This is a genomic window from Cognatundibacterium rugosum (assembly GCF_014284365.1).
In the GTDB taxonomy this organism is placed as follows: Bacteria; Pseudomonadota; Gammaproteobacteria; order Burkholderiales; family Burkholderiaceae_D; genus Undibacterium; species Undibacterium rugosum.
The window spans coordinates 18,890-41,009 of record NZ_JACOGG010000024.1 but is presented as its reverse complement, the minus strand read 5'-3'; the positions used below and the strand labels follow the sequence as shown (position 1 = coordinate 41,009).

Annotated in this window: 21 protein-coding genes; 13 read left to right on the top strand and 8 right to left on the bottom strand. The window is 50.4% G+C overall.

All coding sequences use genetic code 11. From position 1 onward, the window contains the following. Nucleotides 1-195: 195 nt before the first annotated feature. A complete protein-coding gene (locus H8K47_RS16350; protein ID WP_186882462.1) occupies nucleotides 196-441 on the bottom strand; it encodes a hypothetical protein in 246 nt (81 codons plus the stop codon). Nucleotides 442-825: 384 nt separating this feature from the next. On the opposite strand from H8K47_RS16350, the gene H8K47_RS16345 reads away from it, so the two are divergent. From H8K47_RS16345 to H8K47_RS16335, 3 genes are all read left to right on the top strand, one after another. Next, complete coding sequence (locus H8K47_RS16345) at nucleotides 826-1,554, top strand: substrate-binding periplasmic protein (RefSeq protein ID WP_186882461.1); 729 nt, start codon at nucleotides 826-828, stop codon at nucleotides 1,552-1,554. A gap of 252 nt (nucleotides 1,555-1,806) precedes the next feature. After that, nucleotides 1,807-3,987: an ATP-binding protein gene (locus H8K47_RS16340; protein ID WP_186882460.1), complete on the top strand. Its 2,181-nt coding sequence runs from the start codon at nucleotides 1,807-1,809 to the stop codon at nucleotides 3,985-3,987. A gap of 5 nt (nucleotides 3,988-3,992) precedes the next feature. Beyond that, on the top strand, nucleotides 3,993-5,324 hold the full coding sequence (locus tag H8K47_RS16335) for a response regulator (protein WP_186882459.1): 1,332 nt from the start codon (nucleotides 3,993-3,995) through the stop codon (nucleotides 5,322-5,324). 174 nt (nucleotides 5,325-5,498) lie between these two features. Here the strand turns inward: H8K47_RS16335 and H8K47_RS16330 are convergent, their stop codons facing one another. Next, on the bottom strand, nucleotides 5,499-5,855 hold the full coding sequence (locus tag H8K47_RS16330; RefSeq protein WP_162021193.1) for an FKBP-type peptidyl-prolyl cis-trans isomerase: 357 nt from the start codon (nucleotides 5,853-5,855) through the stop codon (nucleotides 5,499-5,501). Nucleotides 5,856-6,123: 268 nt separating this feature from the next. Between H8K47_RS16330 and H8K47_RS16325 the strand changes: the two genes are divergently transcribed. From H8K47_RS16325 to H8K47_RS16300, 6 genes are read left to right on the top strand one after another with little or no spacing between them, the layout of a single operon-like run. Beyond that, nucleotides 6,124-7,098: a YVTN family beta-propeller repeat protein gene (locus tag H8K47_RS16325; protein WP_186882458.1), complete on the top strand. Its 975-nt coding sequence runs from the start codon at nucleotides 6,124-6,126 to the stop codon at nucleotides 7,096-7,098. A gap of 40 nt (nucleotides 7,099-7,138) precedes the next feature. After that, on the top strand, nucleotides 7,139-7,933 hold the full coding sequence (locus H8K47_RS16320) for a polysaccharide deacetylase family protein (protein ID WP_230410230.1): 795 nt from the start codon (nucleotides 7,139-7,141) through the stop codon (nucleotides 7,931-7,933). Beyond that, a complete protein-coding gene (locus tag H8K47_RS16315; RefSeq protein WP_186882456.1) occupies nucleotides 7,933-8,913 on the top strand; it encodes a sterol desaturase family protein in 981 nt (326 codons plus the stop codon). The genes H8K47_RS16320 and H8K47_RS16315 overlap by 1 nt, the downstream gene beginning before the upstream one ends. Beyond that, on the top strand, nucleotides 8,910-9,773 hold the full coding sequence (locus H8K47_RS16310) for an EI24 domain-containing protein (RefSeq protein ID WP_186882455.1): 864 nt from the start codon (nucleotides 8,910-8,912) through the stop codon (nucleotides 9,771-9,773). The genes H8K47_RS16315 and H8K47_RS16310 overlap by 4 nt, the downstream gene beginning before the upstream one ends. A gap of 32 nt (nucleotides 9,774-9,805) precedes the next feature. Continuing rightward, the gene (locus H8K47_RS16305; protein ID WP_186882454.1) at nucleotides 9,806-10,609 is read left to right on the top strand and encodes a competence/damage-inducible protein A; all 804 of its coding nucleotides are present in this window, start codon (nucleotides 9,806-9,808) and stop codon (nucleotides 10,607-10,609) included. Nucleotides 10,610-10,618: 9 nt separating this feature from the next. Continuing rightward, nucleotides 10,619-11,956 carry a TAXI family TRAP transporter solute-binding subunit gene (locus tag H8K47_RS16300; protein WP_186882453.1) on the top strand — a complete coding sequence of 446 codons (1,338 nt, stop codon included), beginning with the start codon at nucleotides 10,619-10,621 and terminating at the stop codon, nucleotides 11,954-11,956. A 28-nt stretch (nucleotides 11,957-11,984) separates the two neighbouring features. On the opposite strand, the gene H8K47_RS16295 is transcribed toward H8K47_RS16300, so the two are convergent. Further along, complete coding sequence (locus tag H8K47_RS16295) at nucleotides 11,985-13,073, bottom strand: threonine aldolase family protein (protein WP_186882452.1); 1,089 nt, start codon at nucleotides 13,071-13,073, stop codon at nucleotides 11,985-11,987. 143 nt (nucleotides 13,074-13,216) lie between these two features. On the opposite strand from H8K47_RS16295, the gene H8K47_RS16290 reads away from it, so the two are divergent. Beyond that, the gene (locus H8K47_RS16290; protein WP_186882451.1) at nucleotides 13,217-14,923 is read left to right on the top strand and encodes a M14 family zinc carboxypeptidase; all 1,707 of its coding nucleotides are present in this window, start codon (nucleotides 13,217-13,219) and stop codon (nucleotides 14,921-14,923) included. An 86-nt stretch (nucleotides 14,924-15,009) separates the two neighbouring features. Here the strand turns inward: H8K47_RS16290 and H8K47_RS16285 are convergent, their stop codons facing one another. Further along, on the bottom strand, nucleotides 15,010-15,579 hold the full coding sequence (locus tag H8K47_RS16285) for a hypothetical protein (RefSeq protein ID WP_186882450.1): 570 nt from the start codon (nucleotides 15,577-15,579) through the stop codon (nucleotides 15,010-15,012). A gap of 237 nt (nucleotides 15,580-15,816) precedes the next feature. Here H8K47_RS16285 and H8K47_RS16280 point away from each other — a divergent pair, with 237 nt between their 5' ends. Continuing rightward, complete coding sequence (locus tag H8K47_RS16280; protein WP_186882449.1) at nucleotides 15,817-16,209, top strand: hypothetical protein; 393 nt, start codon at nucleotides 15,817-15,819, stop codon at nucleotides 16,207-16,209. A 135-nt stretch (nucleotides 16,210-16,344) separates the two neighbouring features. On the opposite strand, the gene H8K47_RS16275 is transcribed toward H8K47_RS16280, so the two are convergent. The 4 genes from H8K47_RS16275 to hutC all read right to left on the bottom strand — a co-directional run bounded on the left by H8K47_RS16275 (nucleotide 16,345) and on the right by hutC (nucleotide 18,393). Continuing rightward, a complete protein-coding gene (locus tag H8K47_RS16275) occupies nucleotides 16,345-16,587 on the bottom strand; it encodes a DUF3820 family protein (protein WP_186882448.1) in 243 nt (80 codons plus the stop codon). Next, on the bottom strand, nucleotides 16,580-17,227 hold the full coding sequence (locus H8K47_RS16270) for a DUF2242 domain-containing protein (RefSeq protein WP_186882447.1): 648 nt from the start codon (nucleotides 17,225-17,227) through the stop codon (nucleotides 16,580-16,582). The genes H8K47_RS16275 and H8K47_RS16270 overlap by 8 nt, the downstream gene beginning before the upstream one ends. Nucleotides 17,228-17,345: 118 nt before the next feature. Continuing rightward, on the bottom strand, nucleotides 17,346-17,543 hold the full coding sequence (locus H8K47_RS16265) for a hypothetical protein (RefSeq protein WP_162021181.1): 198 nt from the start codon (nucleotides 17,541-17,543) through the stop codon (nucleotides 17,346-17,348). A gap of 139 nt (nucleotides 17,544-17,682) precedes the next feature. Next, complete coding sequence (gene hutC / locus H8K47_RS16260; protein ID WP_329604182.1) at nucleotides 17,683-18,393, bottom strand: histidine utilization repressor; 711 nt, start codon at nucleotides 18,391-18,393, stop codon at nucleotides 17,683-17,685. A 235-nt stretch (nucleotides 18,394-18,628) separates the two neighbouring features. Between hutC and hutU the strand changes: the two genes are divergently transcribed. Both hutU and hutH read left to right on the top strand, forming a co-directional pair. Further along, nucleotides 18,629-20,332, top strand: a complete 1,704-nt coding sequence (gene hutU, locus H8K47_RS16255; RefSeq protein ID WP_186882445.1) for a urocanate hydratase — start codon at nucleotides 18,629-18,631, stop codon at nucleotides 20,330-20,332. 155 nt (nucleotides 20,333-20,487) lie between these two features. Continuing rightward, nucleotides 20,488-22,029: a histidine ammonia-lyase gene (hutH, locus tag H8K47_RS16250; protein WP_186882444.1), complete on the top strand. Its 1,542-nt coding sequence runs from the start codon at nucleotides 20,488-20,490 to the stop codon at nucleotides 22,027-22,029. The last annotated feature ends 91 nt before the right edge of the window (nucleotides 22,030-22,120 follow it).

The following is a 22,120-nucleotide window of genomic DNA, read 5'->3' as shown; positions in this document are numbered from 1 at the left end:
AGAGCGCAGCCAGCGTTCTCCTGCAGATAGTACTCAACAACCTGTACTTTGAATTGCTTTGTATATTTACTCATGAAAACACCCCAAAAGTATGGACGGGTGTCCAACTTTTGGGGTGCAGTTCATTTTATGGGGTAGCTTTTTTTGTATGTGGTTTTATGGCAGCTTAGTAGTTGGCACAGCTATTACTTATGTTTATCTGCAACTGACCGTCTTGTGCTCGACCTGTTTTAACCACGCGACTTTACCGATCAGCAAATTGGGTTCTTTTTTCCAACTCTCCGTCGTCTCTATGCAGCCATTTTTTTCTTTGGTGAGGTAGCTGCGCGGGTATCCGTCGGGAGGCGTGTCACCAACTGCGAGTAAGCTGTCGTTGGGGGAGGCGTAGTAGTTCGTGGTGGTAGAAGTACAGGCAGTTGCTGACCATACTGCGATGCTCATTACAATTGCTTTGAGCAAGAAACAATGGAGCCTGGTGGCTTGATGTGAAGCGTGAAGTGTAGGCATAGCGGCTTTCCAAGTGTGATTCAACGTGAGCTAGTTAGTGACGAGGCTAAACATATGGACGGGGTCACTTTGCATTGCTCTGATTAACTTAGCATGTCTGTGCAAAAATAACTATTTTTACTACAGCCATCACATTCATTTACAGCAGACAGACAGCGCAAAGCGTTCATTCTTTTTGTGGTTAAAAAATTTAACTGCTTAGTTGCATTTGCGAAATCAGACACTAGACTGAAATAGATACTGTTGCATCAAATCAAATAGTCGCATTTGGATTGTATCTATTATTGATTGAATACTACCTAGATAAGGGGAGTTGATATGCGCAAACTTACTGTGATGGGTTTCTTCTGTTTGTTTTTTATGGGCTCATGTTTCGCAGCTCAGGGAAACAGTTTGGTGATTACTACCGAAAATTATCCCCCCTTCAATATAGTCGATCCTAAAAATCAGGAGATATCCGGCATATCGACAGATAAAGTCCGTGAACTCATGCGCAGAGCTGGCGAAACGATCACGATTAAGGCTTACCCCTGGTCACGTGCGTTTAAGATGGGGCAAGAGGATCTGGATACTTGCGTGTATTCGACAACGCGTACTGCGGAACGAGAGGCTTTGTTCAAATGGGTGGGGCCATTGGTAAAAAACAACTGGTATTTTTTTGCCAGGGCAGATGATGAGCGCCAAATAAAAAGTCTAGAGTCTATGCACTCTTACGTTGTTGGTACTTATCACGATGATGCTGTTGAGAAATATTTGGCAAGCAATGGATTTAAAACAGACCCTGCTAACTACGATGGCGAAAACCCTAAAAAACTCATTGCAAAGCGGATTGACTTCTGGGCAACCGGAGAACTCTTGGGTTTGTACATTCTCAAGGAGCAAGGTATGACACAAAGTGTGAAGCCATTGTTTAAGTTCAATCAAACTGAAATGTATTTGGCATGCAATTTGAAAATTGATCAAAAACGCATCGATAACATGAACAAAGTGCTTCAAGCAATGGAAAAAGACGGAACCAATCTTGCGATTGAGCGGAAATATAAATAATTATTTGCAACTTATTTTCCTAAGTTAAAGATATTTTCTCTCAATGAAGCGATAGACTCAGTATATGAACTAATAGGACTACGCAAAACCGCGCCAGCGGCGTCATGGCTCTTTATCGTGCTTTGTATTGCCGGCGTCACCATGCTTTCTCTGGGCAGTTTTGCGCATATCCTGGCTAATTAGTTAATTAAATAAATGCTAAATTTCCCATAGCGTCATATTCTGTTGATTTGGGGATAGGGAATATTTCCAATGCATCTAAAACTACGTTCTTCGATCATTTTAATGGTCGTTATTGGTTTAACAATTCCAATGTCAGTCAGTAGCCTGCTGACTTTAAGTAAACGCCACCAGGAACTTCGGCAACGCATGGAATCGGATCACAAGCGTGCTCTGGATATCCTGGCACTCGGCATGCAGGAACCCTTGTGGAATTACAATCCGCGCGCGGGTCAGTCGTTATTTGACTCTCTGTTCAACGATCAGCGTATCGTCGGAATTTTTGTAGAAGACAACAGAGGGCGCGAATTTTTGTCTAAACAACTAGCTATCAGACATCAAGGACAACTATTCAGTCTTGATCAGCAAGTGTTATATCAAGGGAACAAAATTGGAAAGGTTCGCTTGGACATGGACAGTGCGTTGCTGGATAAAGAGTTCAAACGAGACCGATGGTTGATTGCTGGCACGATCAGCGCGCAATTATTACTTAGTGTAGCGTTGATTGTTTCACTCTTGCAGCGTCGCTTATTGACGCCGATAAAACGTCTGATGCATGAATCGGAAAGTTTGGCGAAACGCGATTTAAATACGCCATTCAAATGGACTCAATATGATGAGCTGGGTAATTTAGGCGTCAGTCTTGAGCACACTCGATTGTCATTGCAGTCCTTGTTTGAAGAGATTGAATCCAAAAATCGTTTGTTGGAAAACGATATTCAAGAACGTGAGAAAACGCAGAAGGAGCTTCAGTTACACAGGGATCATCTGGAAGACTTGGTAAAAGAACGAACTCACGAATTACAAGTGGCAAAAGAAAAAGCTGATATTGCAAATCAAGCAAAAAGTACTTTTTTGTCAAGCATGACCCATGAGCTGCGCACGCCATTAAACGCAATACTCGGATATTCACAAATACTAAGACGCGACAAAAATCTGAGTGATCGGCAAATGTTGGGTATTCATACCATTTATCAAAGTGGTGAACATCTCCTCACACTGATCAACGATTTACTCGATTTTGCAAAAATAGAAGCAGGAAAGTTCGAATTGGTGCCAGAACCAGTGAATTTTCATTTATTTCTGAATGAAATAGTCAATATTATCAAAGTTAAAGTAGAGCAAAAGAGCTTAGATTTTCACCTGAAGGTGTCTGAAAATTTGCCCGTAGCCGTTTTACTGGATGGTAAGCGTTTAAGGCAAATTCTGCTGAATTTGTTAGGAAATGCGGTGAAGTTTACAGATGCCGGGTGCATAGGGTTGAGCGTCGTCAGTAACATGACAGAAGACCAACAGCTTTGTTTACGTTTCACTGTCTCAGATAGCGGTATAGGCATACAAAAGGAACTGCTGAATAAAATTTTTAAACCATTTGAACAGGTAGGAAATGCACATAGAAACGCTGGAGGGACAGGCTTAGGCTTATCTATCAGCAGTCAACTTGCAAAAATGATGGGGGGAAATATTGAGGTCAGCAGCGAGTACGGAAAAGGCAGCCAGTTTTCATTCCAAATTGTTTTACCTCCATGTTCTGCAGCAGGTGTTCAAAGTGAAATCGCATGTACGCCAATCGGATATCAGGGGGTGACTAAAAAAGTACTGATTGTTGATGACATCGCCGTGAACCGTAACATGCTCAGGGACTCACTCAGCGCGCTTGGTTTCGATATTACCTTGGCTGAAGATGGAAAATTAGCCATCGAATCTGCAAAGAACGATACTCCCGATATCATTTTGATGGACATTCTTATGCCAAATATGAATGGCATAGATGCAATTCGCTGCATACGTGAATCCATGGAGTTGAGACATATTCCAGTGATCGCGGTTTCTGCAAGCGTAACCAGAGAGCAGCAGGTAGAGTCACTGGATTCAGGCGCGAATGCATTTATCAGTAAGCCCGTAGATCTCATTTTATTGATAGAAAAAATAGCTGAGCTTCTTCAGTTGACACTGAAATACGAAAAGCAGGAGGAAAATAGTCAGGCTGAAGTCATTGAGAAAAAGTTAGTTTTCCCTTCTCGCCAAGAAATGGAGTCACTGCGTGAACTAGCCCGTGAAGGCAATATGCGGGAAATTCTGACTCAGGCTGAAAATTTGAAAGTGTCGAATGCAGATTATGAGGTTTTTGCAGAAAAGTTAATGGAGTTGGCGAGAAACTATCAGTCAAAGGCGATTTTGAAGTTAGTTCAAGACGATATTCAACAAGGGTGAAAACCATGAAACTTTCAACTGTTTTGATCGTCGATGATACTCCTGCAAATATTGCAGTTTTAGCTGGCTATATGGAAGATCAGAAGTACAAAGTAGTGGTTGCGCAGGATGGTGAGGAAGCGCTGCAACGCGCCGATTATGTGAGACCAGATCTGATACTGCTTGATGTCATGATGCCAGGGATAGACGGCTTTGAAGTTTGCAGGCGACTAAAGGCCAATGATGCGTTGTCGCATATCCCGGTAATTTTCATGACGGCATTGTCAGATACACAAAGTTTGGTGAATGGGTTCAAGGTTGGTGCCGTCGACTATATTGTTAAACCAATACAAATTGAGGAAGTGCTTGCACGAGTCAAAACACATCTTTCGTTACGTTATGTACAAGCACAATTGGTTGAGAGTAACCAACATCTGAGCCATGAAATTGATGCAAGAACGCAAGCTGAAGTTGAATTAACAAAAATTAGCTCAGATCAAAAACAATTAATCAATAAGCTTCAGGAAGCACAGAACCAATTATTGCAATCAGAGAAAATGGCATCCATTGGTCAGTTGGCAGCCGGCATTGCGCATGAAATTAATAATCCAATTGGATTTGTGAACTCCAATTTGGGCTCATTACAAAGTTATTTTGTGACATTGTTGGACACCTTGAATGCGTTTAAGGACATCACCTTTAAGCAGGGGCTCCAGGCGGATGTACGTTCCCAACTTGGACAAATTTGGCACGATGGCGAAATTGATTTTTTAATTGAAGATTTTGTTGAGTTAATGAAAGAATCTAAAGACGGATTGAATCGCGTCAAAGAGATCGTCACTTCGCTGAAAGATTTTTCACATGTTGGTGGAAAAGAGTGGGCTGAAACTGATTTGCACAAAGGCATAGACAGCACGCTGAATATTGTAAATAACGAAATTAAGTATAAGGCCGATGTGGTCAAGAAATATGGCCAAATTCCACTGGTCAAATGTATCGGTTCTCAATTAAATCAGGTATTTATGAATTTGCTTGTCAATGCAGCGCATGCGATGAAAGAACGTGGAACGATTACAATTTCTACCGAGCTGCAGGAAATAGATGGAGTAAAGTTTGTCAACGTTGAATTCGCAGATACAGGGGAGGGGATACCTCCTGAAATTAAAAACCGGATTTTTGAGCCATTTTTTACGACTAAGCCGATCGGTCAGGGAACGGGCTTAGGATTGTCATTGTCGTATGGCATTATTCAAAAGCATAAAGGTAAGATTGAAGTCGACAGCCAAGTCGGCGTCGGCACCCGTTTTAAAATTTTACTCCCGGTAGTTCCGCCGCAAATTAGTTGCGACCAGGATTAGATTTTCGCACAGAAAGTCTATGCACTTATTTTTTTTGCAATTTTGAATCTAGGTGCGAAAAAAAACGTCTGCCAGTTGCACATAACGGGCAGACGTTTTAGAGGCTGAGTTGCTGGTTCCGCGCTGGTGGCTGAAGCGCCGGCAGCATCAGGGCCGAGCGAACAGGCCCGTGGCTTATACGCCCAGCAGCTCTACTTCAAAAATCAAAGTGGCATTTGGAGGAATCACGCCGCCTGCGCCGCGTGGACCGTAGCCCAGGCTGGAAGGAATAGTCAGGATGCGGGTGCCGCCGATTTTCATGCCTTGTACACCTTCATCCCATCCCTTGATCACGTGGCCTGCGCCCAGTGGGAAAGAGAATGGATCGTTGCGGTCTTTGCTGGAATCGAATTTTTTGCCAGCAGAGCCGTCCGGGTTTTGCAACCAGCCGGTGTAGTGCACCACGACGTGGTTACCGGCTTGCGCTTCGGCGCCTTCGCCGACAACTTTGTCTTCATATTGCAAGCCGCTGACGGTAGTAATCGTGCTCATGGTTTCTCCTCAATCTAAAAAATGTGGCGCAATTGTAGATCAAAAGTCCGCAGCAGATGGCGCGTGCAGGCCGAAATGTTGCCAGCAGCCAGTATTTATGCGGGTTTTGAAAACTAATTTTTGTGAAATAGGGTAAATTTATCGGGATAAGCGCTTGATTTTGCTCAAGTTAGCGGCAAAAGCAGAAAAACCATGTACAGAAACAAAAACTATGTTGTCTTTGCACGGTAAAATGGGAGCTTGATTCATTTATTTGCGGTCTTCTTTCATGCGTAGTCGTTCCTTGCTGGCGTCTTTACTGGTTGCTTTCCTCGTTCCATTTGCTGCACCTGCAGCGCATGCCAATGTGGTGGTGGTACTTAACTCCCGTGATGCTACGGTCAGTTTGCTGGATCAGCAAACCTATAAAGAAATCAATACTTTCCCAGTCGGTAAAGAGCCGCATCATCTGATGGCGACACCCGATAACAAGTCGCTCATCGTGGCCAATGCGGTCGGTGATGAACTGGTGTTCCTTGATCCTAAGACCGGTCAGATTCAGCGTCGTATCAGCGATATCGCCGATCCGTATCAGATTGGTTTTTCACCGGATCAAAAATGGTTTGTGTCGAATTCCCTGCGCCTGGACCGCGTCGATTTTTACCGCTATGACGGCAAGGACCTGAAACTGGCGAACCGTGTGCCGCTCGCGAAACTGCCTAGCCACATGGCCTTTGATGCGGCCAGCACGACCGTGTTCATTACCCAACAGGGCAGCGATCAGGTGTCGGCGATCGATCTGGCGACCCAAAAAGTCAAATGGACTATTCCGGTTGGCAAGCTGCCAGCGGGTATCGTGATGACGCCGGACGATAAATATCTGTTGGTTGGCATCATGGGTAAGGATTATGTCGAAGTGATCGACTGGCGCGCGCAGAAGACGGTGAAGCGTATCAAGGCCGGTGTCGGTACCCATAACTTCCGCGCCATGGGTGACAAGCGTCACATTTTTGTGTCTAACCGTACTTCGAACGAAATTAACATCCTGGATCAGCAAACGCTGGAAATGGTAGGCTCGATACCGGTTCCGGGTGGACCTGATTGTATGGAAGTCAGTGAAGACGGCAAAACGTTGTGGGCGACGCTGCGCTGGATTAAGAAAGTCGCCGTGGTTGATATCCCTAGCCGCAAAGTGATTAAGCTGATACCGGTTGGCCGTTCACCGCATGGTGTGTATTTTGCGAACCGCGCCAGCAATATGTAAGGCAAAGTGTAAGGCAAAGGCAGGGCTGGCCGCAGCCCTGTTGTGTTTCAGCGTCGCCGCTTCGGCGGCTGATGCGCAGCTGCCTGGCACCACCAATGTCGCTAATGCCACCAACACCAACGCGGCCAGCAAGTCCTGTCGTGGCACCATCTATCTGACCTTTGATACCGGCAGTCAGTCGCAGGCCGAATTCATCGCCAGCACCCTCAGAAAATACCGTATCAAGGCTAGTTTTTTTTTGGCCAATGAGAAGACCACGCGCGGCGATTATTCGCTGTCGCCGGAATGGGGCGGCTACTGGAAGCAACTGGTGGCGGATGGCCATGCTTTTGGCAGCCATACCTTTGATCACGTGTATGTGCAGTCGGATGCGCCGGATGGCCGCATACGGCTGAAGCCCCAGTTCGGCGCGCAGGCCGGGCAGAGTTTGCTATGGACCCCGGCGCAATACTGCGAAGAGCTGAAGCGGGTGGACCAGCGTTTCCTGCAACTCACAGGCCAGCATCTGGACCCCTATTGGCGCACACCTGGTGGCAAGCTGACACCTGGTCTGAGTGCAGCCGGTGCTGCCTGTGGTTATGCGCATGTGGGTTGGGCACCAGCCGGGTTTTCCGGGGATGAGTTACCGAGTGAGAAATTCAGTAACGCCAGCCTGTTGCAGCGCATGTTGAGAGACCTCAAAGATGGTGACATCGTGATGGCCCACCTGGGCATCTGGTCACGCCGCGATCCCTGGGCACCGGCGAATCTGGAACCCTTAATTCAGGGCTTGCAGCAGAAATCCTTTTGTTTTGCTACGCTACGCGAGCATCCACTTTATCGTTTGAAAAAATAATGAATGTCTCTGATTTGCTGACCAATAGTCAGGCCTGGCTGTTCGAAACCATCGTACAGCCCGCCATGTTTTTTCTGGGCTTGGGTGAATTTGTCGAAGATGCCTTTGAAGGCGTGGAATGGTTTGTACTCGGCGTGCTGCAATTGATCGTGCTCTATCTGGTCTTGCGCCCGCTGGAAGCCTGGATTCCGGTGCATGCGATTTCCGACCGGCGCGCGCGTTGGAATGATTTCATTTACACCGCGTTACACCGGCTGGGTGCATTTTCCATTGCGGTGTTTTTCATTCTTGATCCGGTGCTGGACCATATCACCGCGCTGCTGCATCTGCAGGGCGTTAATCCGCTGCATCTGGAACATTTGTGGTCGGGCTTTTTACAGTATCCGGCGCTGCTGTTCCTGGCTTATCTGGTGGTGCTGGACTTTTTTGATTATTGGTACCACCGCGCCGAACATCAGTTCAGCTGGTGGTGGGGGCTGCACAGCCTGCACCATAGTCAGCGCAATCTGAATCTGTGGAGCGATAACCGCAATCACTTGCTGGATGACTTTATCCGCGATATTTACATGGGGGTGATTGCGATTGTGATCGGCGTTGAGCCGCGTCAGTACGTGATGCTGGTGATGGCATCGCAAATGCTGCAAAGCCTGCAGCATGCGAATGTGCGCATCCATTTCGGAAAAATCGGCGAGTACCTGCTGGTATCGCCACGCTTTCACCGCTTGCACCATGCGATCGGTATCGGTCATGAAAGCGAAGGCAAAGGCACGCTGGGCGGGCATAATTTCGCGGTCTTGTTCCCGGTTTGGGACGTGTTGTTTGGTACCGCCTTGTTCCAGAAAGAATTTGTGCAGACTGGTATCCGGGATCAGTTACCTGCGCCGGAAGGCAGTGCCAGAAACTATGGGCAGGGTTTCTGGTCTCAGCAATACCTGGGCATCAGACGTATGCTGGGTTTGGAAAAGGAAAGCCATTCATGAATATCGCCGCAGTTGGCCTGGCCTGGGGGCGCGCCGTCGCCGCCCAGCTGCACTATCGTATGCTATTGCTCACGCTGCTGCCGTTTCTGGCCGCACTGGTACTCTGGGGTGTCGTGATCGGTTTTGGGCTGCAGGCCCTGATCGACTTTGTGCAGCAATGGTTGGGCAGCCATAACAGTTTTCAAACTGCAGGTGAGTTGCTGGCGGCGCTGGGACTGCTGAGCTTTAAGGCGATGGTGGTGCCTTTACTGGCAATGTGGTTGCTGCTGCCTTTGATGGTATTTACTGCGCTGTGTTGCATTGCCTTGTTTGCCATGCCTGCGATAGGTCGCCACGTCAGCAGTCGTCATTATCCTGAGCTGGAACTCAGACACGGTGGATCTTTAATCGGTAGCGTAGTCCACTCCATGAGCTCGTTTGTGATTTTCGTGCTGCTGTGGTTGCTGAGCCTGCCGCTGATGTTACTGCCGCCGCTCAACCTGGTGCTGCAGCCACTGCTCTGGGGTTGGCTGACTTACCGTGTGATGAGCTATGATGCGCTGGCGGATTTTGCTGATGCCGATGAGCGCCGTGCCTTGGTGCGCGAGCATCGTTGGTCGCTGATACTGATCGGTACCATCGCCGGTTTGTTTGGCGTAGCGCCTGGGCTGTTATGGCTGGGCGGGGTCTTGTCCTTCCTGTTGCTGCCGCTGATTGCGGGCGTCGCGGTGTGGTTATATGTGTTTGTGTTTGTCTTCACCGGACTCTGGTTTCAGCATTACTGCCTGGCTGCTTTGCAGGCTTACCGGCGTAAGCAGGAACCGGTGCTGGATGACGGCAATGCTGTCAGCGATGCAGCGCCTCTTACTATCCGTAATTAACAGAGTAACTGAACTGAAAAAGTGGAGGCGATATGGGATTTGGTGTCATTATCATCGGCGATGAAATTTTATCCGGCAAGCGGCAGGATAAACATTTAAGCCGTGTGATCGCGAGTCTGCAGCAACGTGGCCTGCAACTCGATTGGGCGGAATATGTGGGCGATCAGCCTGAGCGCATCATCGCGACTTTGCGCCGCAGTTTCGCCTCGGGCGACATCGTGTTTTCCACTGGCGGCATTGGCGCCACGCCGGATGACCACACCCGCCAGTGTGCAGCGGCTGCACTGGACTTACCTATCGTTCTGCATCCTGAAGCGAAAGTCTGCATACAGCAACGCATACTGAATATGGCGGCCGAGGCCGGGCAGACTGTAGATCTGGATAGCCCGGACAATTTACAACGCCTGAAAATGGGCGAATTCCCGCAGGGTGCGGCGCTGATTCCTAATCCCTACAACAATATCCCTGGCTTTGCGATTCAACACCATTACTTCGTGCCCGGCTTTCCGGTGATGGCCTGGCCGATGATAGACTGGGTGCTGGATACCCATTACCCGCATCTGTTCCATCAACAGCCGAAAGCAGAAAAAGCGGTACTGGTGTACGAGGCTATCGAATCTGTGCTGACACCGCTGATGGAACAGCTGGAGCAGGATTTTCCCTTGATAAAAATCTTCAGTCTGCCCAGCGTGGCCACCGCGACGGAACGCCGTCATATTGAGCTGGGCGTGAAGGGCGATCCGCAGCAGGTGGATGCCGCTTTTCAGGTGATGTTAAGCGGCCTCGATGCGCTGCAGTCTGAATATGTGCCAGCGCCTTTGCAGGCTAAAGACTGATCTGGACTGATGCAGAAAATTAAATTCACCCTGTTTTCGCTGCGCGCTTTATTGCTGGCGGCCTTGCCCTTCATTATGACGGCGGTCGTGGTATGTGGCCTCGCTTACTGGCTGGTGGACCCGGCACCTCCGCGCGTGATCGATATGTCGACCGGCCCGGCCAACAGCGCCTATGCACGTTTTGCGCAGCTGTATGCGCAGGAACTGGCAAAAAATAAGATCACCTTGCGGCTGCAGACTTCAGAAGGTTCACAAGAAAATTTTGACCGCATCCGTAGTCCGGATTCGCAAATTGAAGTCGGGTTCGTGCGCAGCGGCTCCACTGATCCTGACAGTGCACAGGAGCAGGGCCTGATTTCTTTGGGTAGTCTGTTTTACGAACCGATCTGGGTGTTTTACCATTCTCGTCAGGAACTTAGCAATCTCAGTCAGTTTAAAGGCAAGCGCATTAATCTGGGTGCCGAGGGCAATGGCATAGGGCGTATTTTCAGACAGATACTGGCAGCCAATCATTTGCAGGAAGCCGATGTACAGATACAGCGCTCACCCGATCAGGATGCGGCTGATGCCTTGTTACGCGGCGATACCGATGTGCTGGTACTCAGCGCAGGCAGTGATTCACCGCTGGTGCAAAGGCTGATGCAAAGCAGCGGCATCCGTCTGTTTGATTTCGTGCAGGCCGAAGCCTATACCCGGCGCTTTCCCTATCTGTCCCAGGTCACGCTGGCGCGCGGCATGATCGATATCGGCAAAGATATTCCGGCGCGCGATTATCATCTGATCTCGCCGACGGTGACCCTGGTCGCGCATGAAAGCCTGCATCCGGCGCTGATCGCCCTGCTGTTGCAAGCTGCACAGAAAATCCATAGCCGCGCCGACTGGCTCAGCCATCGTGCTGAATTCCCTTCGGATCGTTATACCGAAATCCCGGTCTCTGCTGATGCGGAAAAATTCTATCAACATGGTATACCGGTGCTGCAGCGTTATCTGCCATTCTGGATTGCGAATTTCATCGAGCGTATGTGGTTTGTGATCGTGGCGCTCGGTGCCTTGTTATTGCCGTTGTCGAAAATTATTCCGCCGCTGTATGTATGGCGTATCCGTTCGCGCGTATATCGCTGGTACGGCCAGTTACGTCTGGTGGAGCAGGTGATGGACGAGTTGCCAGCAAGTGGACGTACTCAACTGCTGCAACAGCAACTGAGTCGGTTGGATGAGATCGAGGATAAGGTCAACCGCATCAGTATTCCCTTATCTTACGCCGAAGAGTTATACGGCTTGCGCAGTCATATCGATTTCGTGCGCAAACGCATACTCAGTCTGATGACAGAGCCGCCACCGGTGTAATGCCTGCAAAACTGTGCAGGCTGACTACTTATGCCAGTTGTGCCAGTAACTGCAAAGCCTGTACTAACTGTGCATCGGGCAAATTCAGCAACTGGTCGCCGACAACCCATTCGAACATGCATTGCTGTGGCAGTGCCGTGTGTACCGCCTGATTGAACAGCCAGATACCGTGTTCCGCTGCGACCTGATTGCGCCAGGCGATAGCGCGCGCTCTGTCCACCGGCAAGTACAGATGCAGCATATTCACTTGTGGCTGCGCCGGATTGCAGATCAGCGCCGGATAGGCTTGCAGCATGGTATATAACTGCCGGGTTCGGTGCAGGCAGGCCGGCATTGCAGCCAGTCTGGCATCGAATTGCATAGCAGCTGCCACCACATACGGTGTGCGGCGGAATACATTGCCGCCCTGACGGTGCATCCAGACTTTTGCCTTCGCCAAAAAATCCGGGCGACCTAACAACATCGCGCCCGCCATACCACCTATGCCCTTGTAAAAGGATACGTAGACGCTGTCAAAACCAGCCGCAATTTCGTGCAATGGACGCGCATAGCCCGCTGCCGCTTCCCACAGCCGCGCACCGTCCATATGCAGATGGATATCCTGTTTCCGGCAATACGCCTTGATCGCATTCAGCGCCTCCCAGTCAGGTAACTGGCCGCCGATTTCACGCATAGGCAATTCATATTGGGCCGCAGAGATCTGTTCGGCATGCGCCTGTAAATCCGCTACGCCCCAGGGCCGGTAAGGATTGCCGGTGTGGAGCGCGGTGAAGTGCTGCAGGGTTTGAAAATTGGCGCGTTCATGCACCAGAATATGCGAGCTAGGATGTAGCGCCACCAGCGGGCTGCCGCGTTCTTCACAAGCCAGCCGCAAGGCCGTCACTTGCGCCATCGTGCCGCTGATGCAGAATAAACCAGCTTCCATGCCGAGCAGGTCAGCGATTTTCTGTTCGAAAGACTGGATCAGTTCACCTTCACCATACACATCATGGCTGATCTGATGCTGTTCGCACCAGGCGGCCATGTCAGCAAAACTTTGTGCGGGTGAGGGCAGGGCGTGGCCAGGTAATATCGTGTGGCAACTGGCTTTTAATTGCTGTAATTCGGCATCGGTCATGCGGTGGTCTCCGTAGTCAGATTTTTTTTGCGCTCAGTATGCCATGGCTGTTCTGGCCTGCGCAGACTTTCCTGCTTCAGTCCGTTGAGGCTTGCCGATCTGGGCTAGAATCTGGGTTTTCTGCCTCTTGCGAACTTACCATCATGAGCAATACTCACACCGCACATCCAGACTGGATCACCCCGTATGAAGCGGGCAACCGCAACCAGACCACACAGTGGGAAGACTGCATCTCCTTTTATCAAAGGCTAGCGCAGCAATTTCCACAGACATTGCATTTTTTTGAAATCGGTCAGTCTGATTCCGGCCGTCCTATTCACGCCGGTGTGGTGACGGCAGATGGTGTGTTCGACCGGGCGCAGTTAAAGGCAGAGGGCCGCACAGTATTTTTTAATAATAACGGCATCCATCCGGGTGAGCCGGAAGGCGTTGACGGCTGTATGGCGCTGGTGCGTGATTTCTGTACCGATGCTGCACGCCGCGCTGCGCTTGGTTCTACAGTATTTTTGTTCATCCCTCTGTATAACGTGGATGGCAGTAAAAACCGTCAGAATACCTCGCGTGTGAATCAGGATGGGCCTGAGAGTTTTGGCTTCCGTGGCAATAGCCTGCATCTGGATCTGAACCGCGATTTCATCAAATGCGATAGTCTGAATGCCCAGGTATTCAATCGTTTTTTCAGCGCCTGGAGCCCGGATGTGATGGTAGATACCCACACCTCGAATGGTGCAGATTATGCGTACACGATGACGCTGATACAAACCCAGGCTGACAAACTCGGTTATGGCCTCGGTCCTTTCCTGAGCCAGACGATGCTGCCAGCGATTTATGCCGATATGACGCAGCGTGGCTGGCCGACTTGCCCGTATGTGAATCCAGTCAAAGATATCCCGGATCACGGCATCGAGGATTTTCTGGAAACGCCGCGCTTTTCGACGGGCTATGCCGCCTTGCATCACACCATAGGCTTTATGCCGGAAACGCATATGCTCAAGCCCTACGCTGATCGCTATGAGTCGATGCGTGCGCTGGTCGACAGTGTGCTGACTTTCACGGTCAGCCATGGCAGCGAAATTCAGCGACTGCGCCGCGAAGCACGGGCAGCGGCTGCCAGCCAGGCTCAGGTGGCGGTTAAATGGCGTGCCGATCACACACAGCCATCGCACTTTTTATTCAGTGGTTATCAGGCGGTTTACAGCCCCAGCGTGATCGGCAATTACACGCGCCTGTCGTATGACCGCAATCAACCCTGGCAAAAGCCTATCCCCTATTTCAACCGCTTCGTGGCGGATGTGGTGGTGCAGTGCCCGAGTGCCTATCTGATTCCGCAAGCCTGGCGTCATGTGATCGAACGTCTGCAATGGAATGGCGTGCAGGCGGAACGGCTTCGTGCAGATCAGGACTTCACAGTGCAGGTATACCGCATACAAAGTGTACAAACCCGTGCGCATGCGTATGAGGGACATATGTTCCATGATCAGCTGGAACTGCGCAGCAGCGTGGAAACCCTGCATGCCGAGGCCGGTGATTATCTGGTGCACCTGCATCAGGATCAGGCACGCTATGTAATGGAAACGCTGGAACCTCAAGCGCATGACAGCCTGTTCCGCTGGGGCTTTTTCAACAGCGTGCTGGAGAAAAAAGAAGCGTATTCGGATTATGTGTTTGAAGACAGCGCCGCAGAAATCCTGCGCGATGAACCGGAAACCCGCGCCGCTTTTGAATCCTGGAAGGCATCCCATCCTGAGCTCTTAAATAATCAGGAAGCGGTGCTGGATTTCATCTTCACCCATTGTCAGCGTTATCGTGAACCGGAATGGAACCGCTATCCGGTGTATCGCGTGTTGTAATTATTTTTTTGAATTTAATACTGTTCTCAAGTATGTAATTATCGGGGAGTGATTCGGCCAGATTTGGTTGCTCTCCGATTGAAAATTTATAGCTTTGGCTGCAGCTTTTTGCAATTGCCCCTAAACTCATCAACAATAAAATAGGTTTGTGTGTTCGAATGTATTTCTTTGTTTATTAATTTGGCGTCTGCACGACTATGTACAGAATAGTCTTCATCATTGATGCTTAAATTGATGCGGTCTAATGAAATGAATCGGTCACCAAGGACTGAATTTGGTTTGTCTAAATATTTTTTAAAGAATGTGCTGGAACTTGGATCCAAATCTTTTTCATTTAACCAGTCGATAATGAATTGTTGTTTATTGGTAATTTTGCAGTTGTATGCAAACTGGTAATGACTCGTATTGGCTTTGCATAAATTGAGCGTCATGTCTTTGGTCGTGCCATCGATCGGGATTTTGATATAGTCCCGACCGATCAGATACCGTTGGGTAATTTTTTCTTCACTTGGTATAAATATATTTTTTGGGGCATTTATCCCGCGACCTTTAATAGTGCCAGTACATTCAATTGCAGTTTCTTCATGAGCACTAACGAATGTTGGAGTTAGTAACAATGGAACTAAAATTCCTCTCAGCAAAACTAACCTATTCATCGTATTCTCCAGACATTTTCATTTGTGCTAAAAATATCACAACGTACCTAGAAGAGTTGGCAATTTCGTTCTCATGAACACAAAAAGAAGACTGACGTAAATAATTAAATTTCCGTGCGGAAATGCTATTTATTTTTTCGTTCTGATTGCAAATCTGTGCTTTGCATTTACAAAGCTCTTCATTAGAATTAGTTGCTTCAAGCAAAATAGTTTTGCTTATTCGTTGAAGGGGACGTCATGAAAAAATTCTTGAAACTGGCAGTAGCAGGTTTGTTGATCGCAGGTGGTACATCGGTCGCTATGGCTGAAGGTGTGGATGTGTCGGTAGATAGTATTTTCACCGCATTGAGCAGCAGCTCCAATCTGCAGGCAACCGTAGATAACCTGGTCGCGAGTGGTGCTAACCCACAGGCTATCGTGTCTGTTGCCGCAGCAGCCGGTATTCCTTTGAATACCGTCAAAGAACTGCAAGTCTGCAAAAACTCGGCATCTGCAGATGCGAACGTACTTGGTGCATCCTGCATGCGTCAATCCAGCATCACGACTGCGTATGCAGCCGGTGCGAATGACCCAATGAAATTCCTGCCAGCGTCTGCTGCAGGCAAAGTCAAAAAACAAGAAACGAAGTAAGCTCAGCGATCCGGCGCAACGGGCAGCCGCCCGTATGCGGATATCGCTCAGGTCAAAGAAAATCCTGCGTCCAGTGAGTCTGGAGCAGGATTTTTTGTTTATGAAGGGCAAATGCGCTGAGGGCCAGCGTCAGCTTCAGGACGGGCGCAGTGGTCGTAACAGTTCGCGTAAATCGTTATGGTCGATTTCGTACATCAGTTCCAGCAAACGTCCAAGTTCGCCTTTCGGGAAACCCTGACGTGCAAACCAGCCCAGATAATGGCCGGGCAAATCGGCGAGCATACGGCCCTGGTATTTTCCATAAGGCATAGCCATGCTGACCAGACGTTGTAAATCATCGGCCTGACGTGGCCGTGCGAATGGCAAGCCCTCAGTCATCGCCGTGATGTTCTGCTTCAGCGGAACCGGCAGAGGCCGCACCGGGTTTGCTGTCGCTGCCGGTTTCTTTTTTCTCCGCTTCTTTCTTTTCAGGCTCAGGCTCGTTGGGATAGGTTTTCGCGTCCAGATAGCGTTCTACCAGATCAAAGAACTGGTTATAGAACTGACCAGTCGGAATGGTTTCACTGGCGACCTTGACCAGGGCATCATCGGTAGAACCAAACGGTAAAGACACCGAGCCCAAGGCGCTCACACCTATGCTGGCCGAGGTATTGCTTTTCTTGAGCGAATAGCGGTCCCGCACTGCATTGGCAAATACCGTGGTGCTGTTACTGCCTTTGCTGTCCGCGACGCAGACCACATTGAATTCGATTTCAGCGTGGACTTCGGCGTCATGCTGGTATTTGCGGCGGCCTTTGATGATGGCCGGTTTCCAGTCGCTGATGACATACCCCTGACTGAGCAGGGCGCGTCTGGCGGCTTCGCAGGCGCTTTGTTCGGTACCTGGGAAGCTACGCGTAAATACGCCGGACTCACCAAACTCTTCGTGCTGCAAGGCGGCGTTTTTACTGCTTGTGCTACATGCGCCCAGCATCAGACTGAGGCATAGCGAGGATAAAACTAAAATTCGACGACTCATTTTCATCTGAACCAATATTAGCAAAACAAATGTGACGAAAGCGCGGCGCAGAATGGTGCTGCCTATGCGGGGCGTGCCAGCTCAACGCGGGCCAGTGCGATCCCGTTGACTGCGATAATCAGGCTAAGGCTTCCTGCGCTGCCTGTTCCGGAGTCAGGCCATCAAAATACAGATCGGTGAACCACTCTATCTGTTCTTCGATATGGTCCTGCGCCTGTGCACGGGTCGCACCACCGGCGATCAGATGCGTTTCCACTTCTATGCACCAGGCGATCAGCGCTTGTTCTTCCGGATCGAGATCCTGTTTTTTTGCCATGATGTGGCCTTTCTGTTGTTTTTTCTGTTGTTCTGTCTGGTCCGTATTGTAACTTGCTCTGGCAACCAAGGTTGTTACGGCGCTGTTACCATGCGCTTAACAAGCGGGCAGGCCAGTTGCAAATTCACGTGCGCTGGCTTCAGAAGCTGCCGGTGAACTGGTATTGCTTGCCCGGATGCCACATGGTTACGCTGGTCGCGATTTTTCCTTGTGAGCGGGTTTTTCTATGCAGTACCAGGCTCGCTTCCTTGGTCGAAATATGCAGCATCTCCGCGATCTGACGCGGAGGCAGTACTGCCTCAATACGGTAATCCACACCTTGCAAAGGGGCGACTGCCACCAGATATTCATTGGGCGTCATGCTGCTGAAATCCTGTGCCAGATAATCCGGTGTCACGCTGGAATTGACCCAGCGGTCTTCGACCTGTATCGCCACTTCATTCTCAAAATGCACGATCACCGAGTGAAACAGCCGGTGTCCGGGCTTCACCAGAAATTCTGCCGCTAACTGTTCGTTAGCGGGACTTTCACTGAGTTCATGCAATTCACTACGATGCACATGGCCGCGCGAACGGATTTCTTCGGCGATGCTTTTAATTTCCACCAGTGTGGCCTGATATTTTTGTTGTGCCACATACGTGCCCGAGCCCTGTATCCGGTTCAAAATCTGCTCACTGGTCAGCTCGCGCACTGCGCGGTTGACGGTCATGCGCGACACAGAAAACTGCGTGGCCAGCATCGCTTCCGAGGGGATGGCCTGGCCTTCTTTCCAGGTACCGGACTGAATTTCCCGCAATAAGTAATCTTTGATCGCCTGAAAGGCAGGGGCGCTGGCTTGAGTGCTGGACACGTGCTTCCTGTTAAAAAATGGTGGACTCAGCTCAATACATGTTGATCGCTGTGATTCACACTTGTAGTGTGAGTCCGGACTGGTCGTTAAGTTCCTGCATTGTCGCATGTAAATTCCGCTTGCAAAAGTTGTATATACAACTTACACTCAATGCTTAGTAAGACGATGGCTGCAGTCTGTGTCGTGATCGCGCATGACTGAGTCCCGGAAAAACCACCCTCACAGGAGACAAGTCATGACGACGCATTTAGATAATGATCCGCGCTGGGATGCCAGCCGTGTAATTCACGCACCGCATGGTGCTGAGAAGGTTTGTAAGACCTGGGTGGCTGAGGCTGCCTATCGCATGATACAAAATAACCTGGACCCGGCCGTCGCTGAAAATCCTAAGCATCTGGTGGTTTACGGCGGCATAGGCCGCGCGGCACGTAACTGGGAATGCTATGACCAGATTCTGGCTTCACTCAAGGCGCTGGAAGCCAATGAAACCCTGTTGATACAGTCAGGCAAGCCAGTAGGTGTATTCCAGACGCATGAAGATGCACCACGCGTGCTGATCGCGAATTCCAATCTGGTGCCGAAATGGGCGAATTGGGAGCACTTCAATGAACTCGATCGTAAAGGTCTGTTCATGTATGGCCAGATGACTGCAGGCAGCTGGATTTACATCGGCACCCAGGGCATCGTGCAGGGCACATATGAAACCTTCGCAGAAGCCGGACGCCAGCATTACAACGGCGATTGGGGTGGGCGCTGGATACTGACTGCTGGTCTTGGTGGTATGGGTGGTGCTCAGCCATTGGCAGCCAGCTTTGCCGGTGCGGTGTCACTGAATATCGAATGTCAGCAAAGCAGTATCGACTTCCGTCTGCGTACCCGCTATGTCGATAAGCAAGCGAAGGACCTGGACGACGCGCTGGCCCTGATACAGCATCACTGCGAACGTAAAGAAGCGGTTTCTATCGCCTTGCTCGGCAATGCGGCTGAAATCCTGCCTGAGCTGGTCAAGCGCGCCAAAGCGGGCGGCATGAAACCGGATCTGGTGACTGACCAGACGTCGGCTCATGACCTGATCAATGGCTATCTGCCTGTAGGCTGGAGCGTGGAGCAGTGGAAGGCTGCCCAGCGCGATTCGACACAACATGCAAAGCTGACTGCGGACGCGGCTCAGGCGTGTGCGGTGCATGTACAGGCCATGCTGGATTTCCACGCAATGGGTATTCCTACTGTCGACTACGGCAATAATATCCGTCAGGTCGCATTCGATACCGGCGTAAACAATGCCTTCGATTTCCCTGGTTTCGTACCGGCCTATATCCGTCCGCTGTTCTGCGACGGTAAAGGTCCGTTCCGCTGGGTGGCTTTGTCGGGTGATCCGGAAGACATCCGTAAAACCGATGCCAAAATCAAGGAATTATTCCCACATAATAAAGGCGTGCATAAATGGCTGGACATGGCGGGTGAACGTATCGCCTTCCAGGGCTTACCGGCACGTATTTGCTGGCTGGGTCTGGGTGAGCGCCATATCGCCGGCCTCGCATTCAATGAAATGGTCAAAAACGGCGAACTCAAAGCGCCGGTCGTGATCGGTCGTGATCATCTCGACACCGGTTCAGTGTCCAGTCCGAATCGCGAAACCGAGGGTATGCGTGATGGCACCGATGCTGTCTCTGACTGGCCTTTGCTGAATGCCTTACTGAATACCGCCGGTGGCGCCAGCTGGGTCTCTTTGCATCATGGCGGCGGTGTGGGCATGGGTTATTCCCAGCATTCCGGTATGGTGATTGTGGCCGATGGCACTGAGGCTGCTGCAAAGCGTCTGGCGCGCGTGCTGGTCAACGATTGCGGTTCCGGTGTGATGCGTCATGCTGACGCTGGCTATGAACAGGCTATCGCCTGCGCCAAGCGCGAAGGCTTGAATTTGCCGATGATTAAATAAGCAGCATTGCGCATAGTCATCCCGGCCTGCAGGTATATACAGTGCTGTGCCGGGATAAGTTTTGTCGCTAAAAAAGATCAACCAGCTGTTACTCTGATGCCGGACGTCGCTGTCGTTCAGCACCCGGCCAGAGCAGATAAAAAGAGAGAATAAGCATGACTACCTGTTTTGAAATTCAACCTGGCCAATTCAGCCTGTCCGATTTGCGCGCGATCTGGAGCCAGCCGCAAACCCTGAAACTGGCGCCGTCCGCCTATGCAGCGATTAATGCGTCCGCCGATACGATCAGCCAGATCGTCGCCAAAGGCGATGCGGCATACGGTATCAATACCGGCTTTGGCAAATTGGCTAAGACCCGCATACCGGATGAACAGCTGGAACTGTTGCAGCGTAATCTGATTTTGTCGCATTCCGTCGGTTCCGGTGAACTGATTTCTGATGAAGTGGTGCGCCTGATTCTGGCCATGAAAATCGCCAGCCTGGCACGTGGAGTGTCCGGTATTCGTGCCTCGGTGATCGACAGCATGATCGCGATGGTTAACGCTGGCATCATGCCGGCCATACCGGTCAAGGGCTCGGTCGGTGCTTCGGGCGATCTGGCACCGTTGTCACATATGACGCTGGCGCTGCTGGGTGAGGGCGAAGTACGGGTCAACGGGCAATTGCAGGCTGCACGTGAAGCACTGGCAGCTGCTGGCATTACGCCTGTGGTGCTGGCCGCAAAAGAAGGTCTGGCGCTGATTAACGGTACCCAGGTATCGACTGCGCTGGCTTTACATGGCCTGTTTTTGGCAGAGCGTCTGCTGGAAGCGGCGACCATTACCGGTGCTTTGTCGGTCGACGCTGCTAAAGGCAGCGACGCACCGTTTGATGCACGTATTCATAGCAGCCGTGGTCAGCCTGGTCAGATCGCGACCGCTGCAATTTACCGTTCGCTGCTGGCTGGCAGTGAAATCCGCCAGTCGCATCTGGTCAATGACGAGCGCGTGCAAGATCCATATTGCCTGCGCTGCCAGCCTCAGGTCATGGGTGCCTGTCTGGATATCATCAATAATGCAGCGCGTACTTTGCTGATTGAAGCCAATGCAGTGACCGACAACCCGCTGGTGTTTGTAGAAACCGGTGAAGTCATATCCGGTGGTAATTTCCATGCTGAGCCAGTCGCGTTTGCGGCGGATACGCTGGCACTCGCGATTGCGGAAATTGGCTCGATTTCTGAACGCCGTATTGCATTGCTGATCGACGCTTCTATCTCAGGTCTGCCACCGTTCCTGGTGCCGTCTTCGGGTCTGAATTCCGGCTTTATGATTGCGCATGTGACCGCAGCTGCGCTGGCTTCCGAAAACAAATCCCATGCCCATCCTTCCAGCGTCGACACGATTCCAACTTCGGCCAATCAGGAGGATCATGTCAGTATGGCGACTTATGGCGCGCGCCGCCTGCATGAAATGGCACATAACACAGCGACTATAGTCGGCATCGAATTGCTGGCAGCGGCGCAGGGCGTGGATTTCCATGCACCACTCAAAACCTCGGACACGCTGAACCAGGTACATGCATTGCTGCGTACGAAGGTCAGCTTCTATGACAAAGACCGCTACTTTGCGCCGGATATCGAAGCTGCAAAAGCGCTGGTGATTTCAGGCAGCCTGAGTGCACAATGTCAGGACTTGTATCAATCGTTGTATTTGAGTTGAACTTAGCTGAACAGAGTTGAGGGCCTGAAGGCTTAAACTGCTGCACGGGGTTTAGCCAGCCCTCACTCTGTTCATTGTGTATTTTTTGCGG